Below are 14310 nucleotides of genomic sequence, written 5' to 3'. Positions count from 1 at the left end.
ATAAATCCCTGAGATAGAGTGGATTGTGAATGGACGACCTCGACCAGATAGACCGCAGCCTGCTCCGGCTGCTGCAGGAGGACGGGCGCCGGACGACGCTTGATCTTGCCGGGCGTGTCGGGCTGTCGCCGACCGGAACCAGCCAGCGGGTGAAGCGCCTGTTCCGCGACGGGTTCATCACCGCGGTCAGGGCTATGCTCGATCCGCGCAAGGTCGGCAGGGGAACGCTGGTGTTCATCGAGGTCCGGCTTGACCACACGGCGCCGCATGTCTTTGACCGCTTCGCCGAAGCCGTGGCGAAAGCTCCGGAGGTTCTGGAGTGCCATATGGTGGTTGGCGGTTTCGATTATCTGGTCAAGGCGCGGATCGCTGAAATGGCGGTGTTCCAGGATTTCCTGCAGCGGGTTATTCTGCCTCTGCCCGGCGTGCGCGAAACACACACTTTCGCCTCCATCGCCGATGTCAAGCCGAATGCCCTCTTGCCGGTGTGATCAGATGGAGGAGGGGTATGCTGTTCAGGGCGACCTTGAACGCATCTTCGCCACCTTATCGCTCCCCCTGGCGCGCCTTCCGATGCAGAGATGCCGGAGACCGGCTCTAGCCTTGCAGGGTCAGCAGGTTCGCGTCGCGCGCGAGCCGCCACTCACCATCGGCCTCCTTGCGCAGGAGCGTCAGCGCATATCCCGATCGATGGACCGGCTCGCCATTCGGCGGGGTCGCGGTCATGTCGATGCGGCTGCGGATAAAGGCCCAATTGCCGAGAAGCTGTAGTTCCACGATATCGCTGGTGCCGTCGATATGAACGCCGGCCGTCTCCTGCGCGGCCGCCGCGAAGATCTCCTTGTCGAAGGGTTCCCGGCCGGGAACCATGAAGATCGCATCGTCCGTCATCAAGCTGAGGACAGTCGCGATGTCTCCACGCTTGCTCGCATCCATCCACGTCCCGACCAGCGTTCGGATTGCTTTTTCGTCGTCCGTCATCCGTTATCTCCTTGGCATCTCGCGGTCATCGATAGCGCACGGCGCTCCTCCCTCGCCCCAACATAGGGCTTGGATCGCTCTCGTCATCGATTGCAGTGCGTCGCGCGGCGTGGGCATGGTCCGCGAAACGGCAGGTCCGGGCCCTCGATGCCTATCGCCAGCCGCCCGAGGCGGTGATGCGCTCGCCGGTCAGCCATGACGCCTCGTCGGAAGCGAGGAACACCGCGACGCGGGCGACGTCGTCGGGCAGGCCGAAGCGGCCGAGCGGGGTCATGGCGACGATCTGCTTCTCGAATTCGCTGCCGACGATGCCGATGCGTGCGAGGCCTTCGGTATCGACACCGCCGGGCGCGATGGCGTTGACGCGGATATTGCGGGCGCCGAGCTCCCGCGACATCGACAGCGTGATCGTGTCCACCGCACCCTTGGCGGCGGCGTAGACAAGCGAATTCGGCTGCGGATTGCGGCTGGCGACCGAGCTTATGTTGATGATGCTGCCGCCGCCCGGGCCAAAATGCTTCACTGCTGCTTGCGTGGTCAGAATGATGCCCAACACATTGGTGTCGAACTCACGGTGAAACTCGGCCTCGGTCACCGCTTCCAGCGGCTCGAATGCGAAGACGCCGGCATTGTTGACCAGTATGTCGAGACCGCCAAACTCCGATTTTGCCACTTCGAAAAGACGACACACGTCGGCCGCTTGCGACACGTCGCCTCGGACGGCGAGGGCGCGGCCGCCACGGTCCTCGATCTCGGCGACGATCCGCTCGGCGCCTTCTCGCGACGAGGCGTAGTTGACGATCACCGCGGCGCCGGCCGTGGCAAATCTCTTGGCAATGGCGGCGCCGATACCCTTGGATGCGCCGGTGACGATGGCGACCTTGCCGTTCAGCTTGCTCATCAATCTCTCCTTGTCGACGATGAGCGGTATCTAATGGTGATCAAAAAGCGTATTAGGATGCCTACGCTCCGTTCTTTCGTGCCTGGAATTCCGGAATGACCACCATCCTCGAAAAGACCGCCGGTCTCGTCGCCTTCGTCCGAACCGTCGATGCCGGCTCGTTCCATGCCGCCAGCCGGCTGGTCGGCTCCAGCCCGTCGGCGGTGTCGAAAAGCGTGGCGCGGCTCGAGCGCCGGCTCGGCGTCAGGCTGATCCAGCGCTCGACGCGCCGGCTCGGGCTCACCAGCGAAGGCCTCGCCTACTACGAGCGGGTGGCGCCGCTGCTCAGGGCGCTGGATGATGCCGAGGACATCGTCCAGATGGCCGATACGGCGCGCGGCCTGCTGCGCGTTACGGCGCCGGTCGAACTTGGGCGCGGCCTGATCGCCGCATGGGCGCAGGCGTTCCTTGCGCAGCATGGCGAAGTGAAACTCGAGCTCAGCGTCACCGACCGTCACGCCGACCTGATCCGCGAAGGCTATGATGTTGCCGCGCATGGGGGCGCTGTCGGACACCGGGCTGGTTGCCCGCAAGATCGCCAATCTGCCGATCGTGCTGGTGGCATCGCCAGCCTATGTCGAGCGGCGCGGCCGTCCGGCATCGGTCGAGGACCTACGGGATCATGATTTCGTCCGCCACCAGATGGCAGGCCGGCCTTATCCGGTCACGTTTGCCGATGGCGCGATGATCGTGCCGGATGGCCGGTTAGACACCGACGACGGCGGCGCCATCCGCAATGCGGCACTTGCTGGCGCCGGCATCGCGCATCTGATGCGGTTTGCGGTGCAGGACGATCTCGACGCGGGCCGCCTGGTCCGCATCCTGCCCGAGGTGGCGATGCCGACCATGCCGGTGCACATCGTCCATGCCTACGGGCGGCAGCTGCCGGTCCGGGCGCGGCTGTTCGTCGACTTCCTGGCGGGCCAAATGGCGGCACTGACGCGATAGGGCGGGGCGGAATGGCCTCCGCAGCCGATCCGACGCCGTCGCAAAGCAAGATTCTTGCCCCCATCACCCGATCATCAGAACGTGATCTTCACTGACTCGGCGCTGCGGTTGGCCGGGCCGTGATGGACGGCCTCGATATTGTTGCCGTCGGGATCGAGCAGGAAGGCGGCATAGTAACCGGGGTGATAGTGCTGCCGCTCGCCCGGCGCACCATTGTCGGTGCCGTCGGCCTCAAGCCCGGCCTTGTAGAAGGCATCGACCATCGCACGGTCCTTTGCCTGGAAGGCAAGGTGATGGCGGCCGGTCAGCTTTCCCTGGGCTGCCGGGCTGTCGGGGCTGGAGATGAACAGCTCGTCGGCCCAGAAATAATCATTGCCGGCGCCACCGATCGGTACGCCGAGCACGTTGAGAACCGCCTCGTAAAAGCGCCGGCTGGCCGGAAGATCCCTGACCACCAACTGGATGTGGTCGATGAGACGGCCGCGATGAAGTTCCATGCCCGATAGCTCCTGATCGCCAGGCTGGAAATCTAGCTCAGGACGATGCACGGTCAATGGAATGGAACAATTGAGCGGCGCAATTTCCTGACTGGATAAAAAATGCAACCGGATTGTCGGATTCAAAAGTTGTCCAACGTCCTTCGGACGCAAGCGGCTCGGCGAAGCTCGAAAAGGTCGTGCCGTATCAACGCTTCCGGCATGGGAGAAACTTGAAATGAGCCTTCCCTATCGTTGGGTTATCGTCGCGGCTGGCGCGCTGATGACCTGTGTCGCCCTCGGGGCGATGTTCTCGCTGGCGATCTTCCTCGAACCGATGGCGCTCGACACACAATGGTCGCGCGCCGGCATATCGAGTGCCATGACGCTGAACTTCCTTGTAATGGGTCTCGGCGGCTTCGCCTGGGGCGCCATTTACGACCGCTTCGGCGCCCGCATCGTCGTCATGACCGGCGCCGTGCTGCTCGGCCTGGCGCTGGTCCTGGCCAGCCGCACCGGTTCGCTGCTCGTTTTCCAGTTGGCCTACGGCGTGCTCGTCGGCCTCGCGGCAAGCGCCTTCTTCGCGCCGATGATCGCGCTCACATCCGCCTGGTTCGACACGAACCGCAGCCTCGCCGTCTCGCTGGTCTCGGCCGGCATGGGCGTGGCGCCAATGACCATCTCGCCCTTCGCCCGCTGGCTGATTTCGGCCTACGACTGGCGTACCGCAATGTTCGATATCGGCATAACGGCGTGGGTGCTGCTACTGCCGGCCGCGCTTCTTGTGCGCCAACCGCCCAAGCCCGCTGCCGACGGCGCTGCCCCAAGCGTTGCCGCCGAGGGCGCCGGCATGACGGTTCCGCAGGCGCTGCGCTCGCCTCAATTCATCGTGTTGGGACTGACCTTCTTTGCCTGCTGCGCAGCGCATTCGGGGCCGATCTTCCATATGGTGAGCTATGCCATGCTGTGCGGCATAGCGCCGATGGCGGCGGTCAGCATCTACAGCATCGAGGGCCTGGCAGGGCTAGGTGGCCGGCTGCTTTACGGCGTGCTTGCCGATCGGCTGGGCGTCAAACCGGTGCTGATCACCGGGCTGGCCATACAGGCCGTGGTCATCGCAGCCTATCTGGCGGTCAGCGAGCTTGGTCAATTCTACACGCTCGCTGTCATCTTCGGCGCCACCTATGGCGGCGTCATGCCGCTCTATGCGGTGCTGGCGCGCGAATATTTTGGCCAGCGCATCCTCGGCACGGTGTTCGGTGCCGTAACCATGCTGTCCAGCCTCGGCATGGCTTTCGGCCCGCTCGCCGGCGGCATGGTGTTCGATGCCTATGCCAGCTATTCTTGGCTGTTCATCGGCTCGGCTCTTGTCGGGCTTGGCGCGATGGCGATTGCGATCGCCTTCCCGCCGCTGCCGCGCAGGGAGTTGCAACCGGCTTAAAGCCGGATCGGCGGAAAAGGGCGGCCGCTTGGATGGCAAGCGGCCGCGATCCAAAATAGCTGGTGCGTTCCAAGAAAGCGGGCTGGCCCGTGCTCGGTTCGATATTCTGAAAGAGAGTTGCTATGCTTGCAGGGCCACCACCTCGGCGCCATCAAGCGTGTAGCGCGCATAGCGGAAATCGCGAATTCTCGCCAATCTGTCGCCCGCCCATTCCAGCAGAATAAAGTATCTTGGCCCTCCGGCCGAGTCATCCGGATCGATCACCAGAATGGCTGGGTGCCGATCGACCAGGCCTGGAAGCAGCCGCCAATCGTGGATACCCGCGTAATTGTGGAAGTACCGGCCCACTTTCGTGCGGCCGCTCGCCCGGAGCCGGTTGACGAGGTCAAGCCGCACGTCCTCGGCCAGCATGTCGCGGATCGCATCGAAGTCGCGGGCGTTGAACCGCTCCACGTAGGCTGCCAGACGCGCCCGCTCGGGCTCGGCCAACACCGGCACAGGCCGATCGTCAGGCTCGCCGGCGACTTCGCGCAGGCGCAGACGGCCGCGATGCAGTGCGGCTTTCACCGCCGGAACGCTGCTGTCGATAATGTTGCCAATCTCTTCGATCGTATAGCCGAGCACATCCATGAGGATGACGCTGCTACGCTGCGCTGCGGGCAGGCGCATGAAGGTCCGCAGGCTTGCGGCTGCAGTGTGCCGGCCCTCGGCCGACATGCCGGGGTCAGGTATCGTGTCGATATCCTCGACGGCATGCGCGGCATCAACCCTGGCGCGACGGCGTAGGTGGTCGAGTGCTGCATTGTGCGCGATGCGGAACAGCCAGCCCTCGACATTGGCTATCGGCCCGGTCCCGGGGAACGCCTCGAGCGCCTTGACCGTAGCTTCCTGAACGACATCCTCGGCATCGATCACCGAACCTGTCATGCGGGCGCAATAACGGTGCAGTTTCGGCCGCAATTCGCCGAGCAGCCGGTCAAACGGCTCCCGTCCTTCTGGCGTGCCGATTGCGGATCCGGTCATCGCACAAGGGTCGATTTCATGCGTATCTCCCAGGCAGAGGCGCCCGCCATCGGGCGCAGCGTCCTATAGACGCTCGACGATGGCAAAAGGATTCGGTCGAAAAAACTTTCTTTAGCTGGAATCCTTTGGTGGTGCCTACGCGTCTCTGCATCGTGGGCCCGCGAACCTGGCGGGCCCTCTGTTCAAGCCGGAGGCATCCATAGTCATGAGCAAGCAAAGCGCGGCATCAACGAAGGTCTGGGTTCTCGCCCTCACGTCGATAGGCTCCTTGATGGTCGTTCTCGATGCGATGGTCGTGGCGACCGCATTAAGTACGATGCGGGTCGAACTCGATGCCTCGCTGGAGACGCTGCAATGGACGATGAACGCCTACAATTTGAGTTTTGCCGTCCTGCTCATGACCGGGGCGGCGCTCGGTGACCGGTTCGGCCGACGCCGCATCTTCATCGCCGGATTGGCGCTGTTCGTCGCAGCGTCCGTTGCCTGCGCGCTCGCTGGAAATGCCGGATTGCTGATTGCGGCCCGCGCGGTTCAGGGCGCGGGTGCCGCAATGGTCATGCCGCTGGCAATGGCGCTGCTGAGCGTCGCTTTTCCCCCGGAGGAACGAGGCAAGGCGCTGGGTATCTTCAGCAGCATCACCGGACTGGCCCTGATCATCGGCCCGATGGCGGGCGGTGCAATCTCCGAAGGCCTCTCCTGGCACTGGATCTTCTGGCTCAATGTCCCGGTCGGCATCGTTCTCATCCCGCTGGTGATGCGTCGAATTCCGGAGAGTCACGGGCCGGGCACGGCAATCGATGTCCTTGGCGTCGTGCTGGTCACTGCGGCGGCATTTGGAGTGGTCTGGGGTCTGATGCGCGGCAACATCGTGGGCTGGAGCGGCTCTGAAGTGCTGACGGCGCTGACTGCCGGACTGCTTCTCGCCATCGCATTCGTCCTTTGGCAGTTGCGTACCCGTGAGCCCATGCTGCCTTTGCGGTTCTTTCGGGCGCGCGCATTCTCCTCGGGCGTAGGGGCGAACTTGCTGCTCTGCGCCGCCATGTACGGCCTCGTATTCCTGTTGCCGCAGTTTCTGCAGTTTTCCCAGAGCCGTGGGCCGCTCGGCGCCGGCATGGGATTGCTGCCCTGGACCGCCACGCTTTTCGTGGTCGCACCGATCGCCGGCAGCCTGATCAACCGCGTCGGCGAGCGCTGGCTTGTCGTGGTCGGATTGATCCTGCAGGCAGCCGGAATGGCTTGGCTGGCGCAGATCGCAGCACCTGATCTGCCCTATATCCAGCTAGTCGCGCCGCTGATCATTACCGGTGCCGGCGTGTCGATGGCTATGCCGGCCGCGCAGAACGCGGTCCTCAATGCGGTTGCGCGACCGGAAGTCGGCAAGGCCGCCGGCACGTTCAACACATTCCGTTTTCTGGGCGGCGTGTCCGGGATCGCCATCGCCGGTGCGGTGTTCGCCGGGACCGGAAGCTTCGCGTCCACCGACGCGTTCAGTGATGGCTTCACCTCGGCAATCGACGTCTCCGCTCTGCTCTCGCTCGCCGGCGCGCTCGTCGGAATGGGCCTCCCGGAGCGTCGCACAGTGGCGCTCGCGAACGCGAGCAAGGAGGCGTAACTCGGAGGCGGGCTGGAGGCTCGCGCGCTTGCTCCCGCTGTTGTTGCGCTAACAGCTGCCGCGCCAGCGCAGCAGAAAGGTCGCCGAGCATCGGATCGGTCCGTACGGGCGGCGAACATGTTGCATCGCAGCACCCTGCCGCCGATATCGGCGAGCCAAGGCAGCGCGCGAAAATCGTCAAAAATGGACAATTCGGGCTGTTTCCTGCAGTTTTTTGGCCTTTATTAGCCGCACCTCACGTTCCTGTTTCAAATGTGTCAACTTTTTGTGTTGCGTTGCACAACGGTGGCCCTATTCTGCGTGAGGGGGGCGCTTCCGATTGGAAATGCGCCGTGAACGACGCCGCCATGTTGACCGATTGGCAGTTTCGCCGTCCCGCCGGCATACGCCGCTAATGGGAAACGCGCGCGACACCCAATTGGACGCGCTGAGGGCCATCGCCGTGACGATGGTGCTGTACTCCCATTTCTTTGCGGCGGGCGGGTCCTCGTTCTGTGGCCATATCGGCGTGCGTCTTTTCTTCGTGCTGAGCGGCTTTCTGATCACCCGCCTGCTGCTCGAAGCCAGATCGGCCGCCGAATTCGAAACCGGACCGGCGCTGAAATCCTTCTATGTCAGGCGGGCGCTGCGGATATTCCCGCCCTATTTCGCCGTGCTGGGTTTCGTCTGGCTGGTGGACCTGGAGCAGTCGAGGGGTTCGCTGGTCTGGCATGCGCTCTACCTGTCGAATTTCTGGTACGCAGCGCAGAATGAATGGACGCCGTGGCTGCTCTGCCATTTCTGGAGCCTGAGCATCGAGGAGCAGTTCTACATCGCCTGGCCGCTGATCGTTTTGCTGGCGCCGCGCCGGCGCCTCGAAGCGATCTGCGCCGGCGTCATACTGCTGTCGCTGGCCTATCGCTTTTACTGGCCGATCGCTGGAACGCCCAGCCTGGCGCGCGACCTGCTGCCGCCGGCGTCGATGGACGCGCTGGCGTCCGGTGCGCTGCTTGCCGCCTACCGGTCAAGAGCTGCTGGCTTGCCGCAATGGCTTCGAGTTGGCTGGCCGGGGCTCGCTGCGGCGTTTTTCGTTCTGCAGTGGTTTGCGCCGGCGCCGGCAAATCCGGGGCAGGAATGGGCCCGCTGGCTGCTGTTGCAGATCCTGCCTCTCGTGCCGCTGGTGGTCATCGTTGCAAGCTGTTCGACAGGCGTTGGCGGCTATATCGGAAAGCTTCTCGAACTGCCACCGCTGCTTGGCCTTGGCCGCATCAGCTATGGCGTCTATCTCTACCATCCCATAGTGCTGTCGCTCGCCGTCAAATCGCAGCCTTGGATCCCGCTCAACGTCTCGGAACAAGGGCCGGGACGGTTCCTGGTCGCGGGAGCGGCGACGCTCATGCTGGCCTTGGTCTCGTGGCTGCTTTTCGAGAAGCCGCTCAACAGCCTCAAGCGCCATTTCCCCTATGTTGCTCGAAAAGGCCGCGGCGCCACCCCGGCAGGCATCGACGTGGGCAATGCCGGATGGCTCGCGGCGGGAGCATATCTGGGCAGGCCGCTTGATGGTGGCACTTCACCGTTGCCACGCAAGCTGCAACGAACCGATAGGAGCTGATCATGGCTGCTCCCTTGGTGTCAGTTCTGCTGCCGATCTACAATGCGGGACCTTACCTCGCCGCTGCGCTGGGCAGCATCCTGCGCCAGGATTACGAGCGTGTGGAGGTCATCGCCATTAATGACGGCTCGACGGACAACTCGCTGCAGATCCTGCAGAAATATCGCCAGGCCGACAGCCGCATCTCGATCATCTCACGCGAAAACCGTGGCCTGATCGCAACGCTCAATGAAGGCTTGGCGGTGGCCCGCGGCGATCTGGTCGCCAGGATGGATGCCGACGACATTGCCTATCCCCGGCGCCTGTCGCGGCAGGTCGCGCTATTTAACCAGCAGCCTGACCTTGCGCTGTGCGGTGCAGGCTTCGACACCTTGCTCGGCAACCGCGTCGTCAGGGGTTCGCCCGATCCGATATTCCAGGACAATAGCTTGCGGATATTGTCGATGTTCTTCACGATCTTCATGCACTCCACCGTGGTATACAACAGGAATGTCATAGAAGAAGACGTTCTATATTATGACACGAGCTACAAGCATGCCGAGGATTTCGACCTGTTCAGGCGGCTGACCGACCGCTACCCGGCGGCCATGATCCCCGAAAGCCTGATCGCCTATCGTATCCACGACGACAGCGTGACCAACAGGCACAAGCGCGAAATGCGCAGGACGCATTTGAAGATCGTCGCCGAGAACCTAGAGCGCGAAGGGCTCGCACAAGAGACGCAAGGCCTCCGCGACATCGGTGAGGTCCTGTCGATTGGCACGGTTCGCCGTGCCGCCGAATGGATCCTTGCGCTGGAAGAAAGGATTGCCGCCCTGCCGGCCGAGACGCGGCCGAGCTACCAGGCCGGCACACTGAACCTGTTCTATTTCCTCTATCAGCTGATATCGGGAGAAAGACAGCCGCTGCTGATGCACGAATTCCTGACACGGACGGCGAAATGGAAGCTCATCCGGCGCCGCGAGCAATACGTGTTTCGAACCGGTGCCTTCGCGCCGCGCTTCAGCCTCGCCTCGATGTCGGTCACCAGGCAGGTGGATGCCCTGTCGCGTTATCTGCAATCCGTGCCGGCCGCGGCGGTTTTGCCTTCCCTTGAGTTGAGCTAGCAACGCATGTTCGTCAAATCGCACCAGCTTCAGCAGCGCGGCCACTCGACGGTACCGGCGGCCATGTCGCCGCGGCCGCAGCATGGACCGGCGCCGGCGGTCAGCTTCATCGTCTGTACACGCGACCGCGTCAGCGTGCTCGAGCCTTGCATAAAGTCGATCCAGGCTGCGTGCCGCGCCCATGCTGACTTTGCCGCCGAGCTGGTGGTTGTCGACAATGGCTCGACCGACAGCACGGCCAAACGGCTGGCCAGCATCGCCGAACTTTCGGACATCCCGTTCACGGCTATTCGCGAACCACGACCCGGATTGGCGGCCGCCCGCAATGCCGGGCTCGAGCGCGCGCGGGGCCGCGTGCTGGTCTTCGTCGATGATGATTGCGCGGTCCACAAGGATTATCTGCGCGATCTGCAGCGGCACTATGCGGCCGGCGAACGGGTCATCCGCGGCGGCCGCGTCGAGATTGGAGATGCCCGCGACCTGCCGTTCACCATCAAGCGGTCGCCGGTGCGCGCGCGGCTTACGCCGGATGTCCATCCCGGTGGCTTCGTGCTTGGCTGCAACATGACGATGCACCGCGATGTCGCCGCCCGTATCGGGCGTTTCGACGAACGCTTCGGCGCCGGCGGCCCGCTGCGCTCGGCGGAAGATACGGACTATCTCGTCCGGGCGGTGCTGCTCGGCATTCCGGTCGAATATGTGCCCGACATGACCATCTATCACCATCACGGCCGACGCGACCGCAAAGCCATCGAAAAGCTGCATCGCGACTACAGCATGGGCAATGGCGGGCTTTGCCTGAAACATGTCCGCCATGCGCCGTGGCTGCTTCGGCATTTCTACTGGTCTATGAGGGCGGCCTTGCGCGAACTGAGGAAAGGCCCGCTGTTCGATCGCGAACTCAAGCTGTCGCACTGGCCGATCATCGGCATGAATTTGCTCGGCGCGGCCAAGTTCGCGGTGCTTTTGCTGGCGAAATCGCCAAAGACAACGGAAATGCGACAGGAGCAACAGGCAAATGCCGAGGCGAGGTGATCCGCTATCATGCGAATGATGCCGCCTAGCCTGCCGATGCTGCGCCGTGCGCTCGGGCAAAAGCAGTTGCGGCTGCTTCCCGCCGTGGTGGTGCTCGGGCTGCTCAGCGCCGCGCTCGAAGGTTTTGGTATCGGCCTGATCATCCCGTTGCTGAACATAATCATGGGGCAGGGGCAGACCGGCATGGCCGGCTTTTCCGCCGTCTTCCAGCATGTCGGAGCGAGCCTGAGCGAGCGCGACCGGCTGATCGTCATATCGGTCGCCATCCTCGGCTCGATCGTTCTGAAGAACCTGTTCGCCTACGCCAACACGCTGCTGACCACCTTCATCTACGGCAAGGCCAGTCATTCGATTCGCAGCGCGCTGTCGGAGCAGCTGCTTAGGGTAGGCTACCCGTTCTTTCTGCAGCAAAGCCCTGGACGGCTGCTCAACATCATCTCCAACGAATCCTGGCGGGCGTCGGATGCCATCCAGATCACGCTTGGGGCAATCGTCAACGCATCGGCCGCAATCATCCTCCTGACCTTCCTGCTGCTCCTGTCGTGGCAGATGACGCTGCTGGTCACGCTGGGCCTGGCGCTGGTGCAGGTCGCGCACGCCATGCTGTCGGCCAATCTGAAGGCGCCGAGCCGCAGCGTCGCCTCCCGCAACAGCCAGCTCGCATCGCAGATGCTGCATCTGGTTCATGCCGGGCGGCTGATCCGCATTTTCGGCCAGGAGCAACGCGAGAAGGCGGCCTTCGACCAGGCATCGGATGCGGTGCGCCGGGCGGCGTTCGTGCTTTTGACGCGCCAGGGGGCGTTGCCGCCGCTGACCGAGGTTCTGCACGCCATGCTGTTCCTGGCGGTGGTGATCGGCGCCTGGTTCGCCAATGTCAGCTTCCCGTTGATCGTCGCCTTCGTCATTCTGCTCTACCGGCTGCAGCCCTATATGCGGTCTTTGCAAATGGCCTGGAGCCAGCTGCAGGGCCTGAGCGGATCGCTTGAAGAGGTGACGTGGATGCTGGACCCATCCGGCAAGCCCCAGCCGCCGCAAGGCGACGCGGCGTTCCCCGGGCTCAGCCAAGGCATCAAGTTCGAGGACGTCACCTTTACCTATTCCGGCCCCGATACCGGCGAGGAACAGCGCGCGGTGGTGCTGCATGCGGCGAGTTTCGACCTGCACAGCGGCCGCTCGACCGCGCTGATCGGCCGGTCGGGCGCCGGCAAGACGACGATCGTCAATCTCCTGTGCCGCTTCGTCGAACCGGATAGCGGCAGGATCCTCGTCGATGGATCGCCTCTCGACCGGATCGACCCCAGCCAATGGCGACAGCACATCGCGCTCGCCAGCCAGGAGCTGGAACTGGTCGACGGCACGATTTTCGACAACATCATCTACGGCCAGGACGCGGCCTCGGCCGACGACGCCGAGCGCGCGGCAAAACTGGCCGAAGCGCATGGCTTCATCGAGCAACTGCCGCAAGGCTACAGGACCGTTGTAGGCTACCGCGGCGTCAACCTTTCAGCCGGACAGCGGCAGCGGATCGCGCTGGCCAGGGCCCTGGTGCGCGATCCCGATATCCTCATCCTCGACGAAGCCACCAATGCGGTGGACGGCCTGTCGGAAGCAGCAATCGTCGAGACGCTGAAGTCGCGCGCCGGCCGCCGCACCACCATCGTCATCAGCCATCACCGCAGCACCATCTCGTTCTGCGACGACGTGGTGATCCTGAGCCACGGCCGGGTGAAGAAGCAGGCGCCGTTCGCCGCGCTGGCGACGCTCAGCATGGACGAGCTTTACCAGCACGAGGCGCTGGAAGGCTGAGGGCGACCCCGCTGCGCGCATTCTGGCCGTCGTGCCGGATGCAAGGCCAACCATCTCAGGGGCGAGGAGCCCTCCGCCATGCCTCTCTGCAGGATTTCTGGGATGATGAGTGATCCAGAGCTTACCCGCTTTGCATCTGGAGCGTACGGAACCAAGGGTCCGCCTGCCAAATCCAGCTATGGCAGGCAGACCCTAATCAGCGCATGAAGGGACTGATTCTGCGCCGATCTCTCCTCGAGGAGGTGACGCCATCAACTGAAAACGGCCGCAGTTGTTCCCGACGCCGGCCGTACACGAGACCATTGCGCAGGCAGGTCAGACTTAGGTCCTATAAACGGGCATCGCTGGCTGTGAGTGAACATCGGATCGGCTCGGTGGTAGCGAAACTCGGCCGGAGGTCGACGCAGCCATTGGTTCCGGGGCATGACCGGCTCGGCGCTGATCATGGGCGGCGATCGATCCCCGCACGACTGATGCGGAGGGGCACTTGTCCTGCGGAATACGCATCCACCGGCGCCAAGTGAAGTTGTCCAAGCGGTACGGGCTCAGCGGTCGTCAAGCTGTTGCTAATATGCAGCACAGGCAGTGCTCTATGAACGGCGTCGCTTGGAACCGCTACCTCCGGCCAACCGTTAGTGTCACAGTGACAAACTAAAAAGTGAGGCTGAGGATGGACCCGCTGCAAAACAACACGTTGGAGATCTGGTGTCTTGCGGCCGTTCCGCTGTCGCTGCTCCTTACGGTGCTATTGGCCGGATTTATTCTTTAGCCGAACCCAACGAGGCCGGCTTGCGGACCGGGCCTGGAAGATGAAAATGACGGCCATTAGGCACGCTAGGCGTCGCGGACACCCCCGTGGCGCCAGGCCGTGGCAGGCTTTTCCAACGTTGCCATCATAATCGGCTCTTTCGACCGGTCCGGTCCGCGGCGATTGCTCGCGGCCCGTTGCGAGGGCGAGCATCCGAGCTCGTACGTTTTTTACACAATCTCTGATTGGTGGACTCGCCCGCCGCCATCGACGTTAATTTTGCGTTAGCGACTGGAGGGGGGAGATCGCTAAGGGAGGAAGAAAATGAAAGAAAACTACGATCTGACGATCGACTACGACGACGACGAACCTTACGACAACAAGCCTTACGATCTAGCCACATTCGCAAGGAAGCACGGGCTCAACATTCGAGCCGCCGAGCTTCTTCTTTTCGCCAAAGGCCCGTCTCGAGCGGCCTGCGATGCCGCGGCGAGGGCTTTTCTGGCGGCGGTAGCCGCACAAGCCATGAGACAATCGGCGCGGTAGGTCTCACAAACATTGCTGACACGGCCTGCCGTGTCAGCAACCCAACGGACAGCGCTG

Annotated in this window: 12 protein-coding genes and 1 pseudogene; 9 read left to right on the top strand and 4 right to left on the bottom strand. The window is 63.2% G+C overall.

Features of this window, described 5'->3' with window-relative positions:
- Nucleotides 1-29: 29 nt before the first annotated feature.
- The gene (locus NKG60_RS03890; RefSeq protein ID WP_023720584.1) at nucleotides 30-491 is read left to right on the top strand and encodes an Lrp/AsnC family transcriptional regulator; all 462 of its coding nucleotides are present in this window, start codon (nucleotides 30-32) and stop codon (nucleotides 489-491) included.
- 106 nt (nucleotides 492-597) lie between these two features.
- On the opposite strand, the gene NKG60_RS03885 is transcribed toward NKG60_RS03890, so the two are convergent.
- Together NKG60_RS03885 and NKG60_RS03880 are read right to left on the bottom strand one after the other, a co-directional pair.
- Entirely contained in the window at nucleotides 598-981 is a 384-nt protein-coding gene (locus NKG60_RS03885; RefSeq protein WP_352868059.1) for a YybH family protein, read from the bottom strand.
- Nucleotides 982-1132: 151 nt separating this feature from the next.
- Entirely contained in the window at nucleotides 1133-1882 is a 750-nt protein-coding gene (locus NKG60_RS03880; protein WP_352661678.1) for an SDR family NAD(P)-dependent oxidoreductase, read from the bottom strand.
- A 95-nt stretch (nucleotides 1883-1977) separates the two neighbouring features.
- Here NKG60_RS03880 and NKG60_RS03875 point away from each other — a divergent pair.
- Nucleotides 1978-2869 (top strand): annotated as a pseudogene (locus NKG60_RS03875) (LysR family transcriptional regulator).
- Between the two features lie 74 nt (nucleotides 2870-2943).
- Here the strand turns inward: NKG60_RS03875 and NKG60_RS03870 are convergent.
- Complete coding sequence (locus NKG60_RS03870; protein ID WP_352661672.1) at nucleotides 2944-3366, bottom strand: VOC family protein; 423 nt, start codon at nucleotides 3364-3366, stop codon at nucleotides 2944-2946.
- A 217-nt stretch (nucleotides 3367-3583) separates the two neighbouring features.
- Here NKG60_RS03870 and NKG60_RS03865 point away from each other — a divergent pair, with 217 nt between their 5' ends.
- Complete coding sequence (locus tag NKG60_RS03865; protein WP_352451471.1) at nucleotides 3584-4786, top strand: MFS transporter; 1203 nt, start codon at nucleotides 3584-3586, stop codon at nucleotides 4784-4786.
- Between the two features lie 120 nt (nucleotides 4787-4906).
- Here NKG60_RS03865 and NKG60_RS03860 read toward each other — a convergent pair whose 3' ends face one another.
- Nucleotides 4907-5809 carry a sigma-70 family RNA polymerase sigma factor gene (locus NKG60_RS03860; RefSeq protein ID WP_352868063.1) on the bottom strand — a complete coding sequence of 301 codons (903 nt, stop codon included), beginning with the start codon at nucleotides 5807-5809 and terminating at the stop codon, nucleotides 4907-4909.
- Nucleotides 5810-6014: 205 nt separating this feature from the next.
- Here NKG60_RS03860 and NKG60_RS03855 point away from each other — a divergent pair, with 205 nt between their 5' ends.
- The 6 genes from NKG60_RS03855 to NKG60_RS03830 all read left to right on the top strand — a co-directional run bounded on the left by NKG60_RS03855 (nucleotide 6015) and on the right by NKG60_RS03830 (nucleotide 14253).
- Nucleotides 6015-7421, top strand: coding sequence for an MFS transporter (locus NKG60_RS03855; RefSeq protein ID WP_352868065.1), 1407 nt, complete (start codon nucleotides 6015-6017; stop codon nucleotides 7419-7421).
- Nucleotides 7422-7815: 394 nt separating this feature from the next.
- On the top strand, nucleotides 7816-9012 hold the full coding sequence (locus NKG60_RS03850; RefSeq protein ID WP_352661663.1) for an acyltransferase family protein: 1197 nt from the start codon (nucleotides 7816-7818) through the stop codon (nucleotides 9010-9012).
- Nucleotides 9013-9014: 2 nt separating this feature from the next.
- The gene (locus tag NKG60_RS03845) at nucleotides 9015-10118 is read left to right on the top strand and encodes a glycosyltransferase family 2 protein (protein WP_352661660.1); all 1104 of its coding nucleotides are present in this window, start codon (nucleotides 9015-9017) and stop codon (nucleotides 10116-10118) included.
- A 6-nt stretch (nucleotides 10119-10124) separates the two neighbouring features.
- Complete coding sequence (locus tag NKG60_RS03840; protein WP_502903353.1) at nucleotides 10125-11153, top strand: glycosyltransferase family 2 protein; 1029 nt, start codon at nucleotides 10125-10127, stop codon at nucleotides 11151-11153.
- Nucleotides 11154-11162: 9 nt separating this feature from the next.
- A complete protein-coding gene (locus NKG60_RS03835) occupies nucleotides 11163-12959 on the top strand; it encodes an ABC transporter ATP-binding protein (RefSeq protein WP_502903352.1) in 1797 nt (598 codons plus the stop codon).
- 1072 nt (nucleotides 12960-14031) lie between these two features.
- Nucleotides 14032-14253 carry a hypothetical protein gene (locus tag NKG60_RS03830; protein ID WP_352661657.1) on the top strand — a complete coding sequence of 74 codons (222 nt, stop codon included), beginning with the start codon at nucleotides 14032-14034 and terminating at the stop codon, nucleotides 14251-14253.
- Nucleotides 14254-14310 lie beyond the last annotated feature (57 nt).

Source organism: Mesorhizobium sp. M1428, assembly GCF_040317515.1.
Taxonomy (GTDB): Bacteria; Pseudomonadota; Alphaproteobacteria; order Rhizobiales; family Rhizobiaceae; genus Mesorhizobium.
Note: the sequence above shows the minus strand (reverse complement) of the source record. Positions and strands in the feature narration are given on the sequence as shown.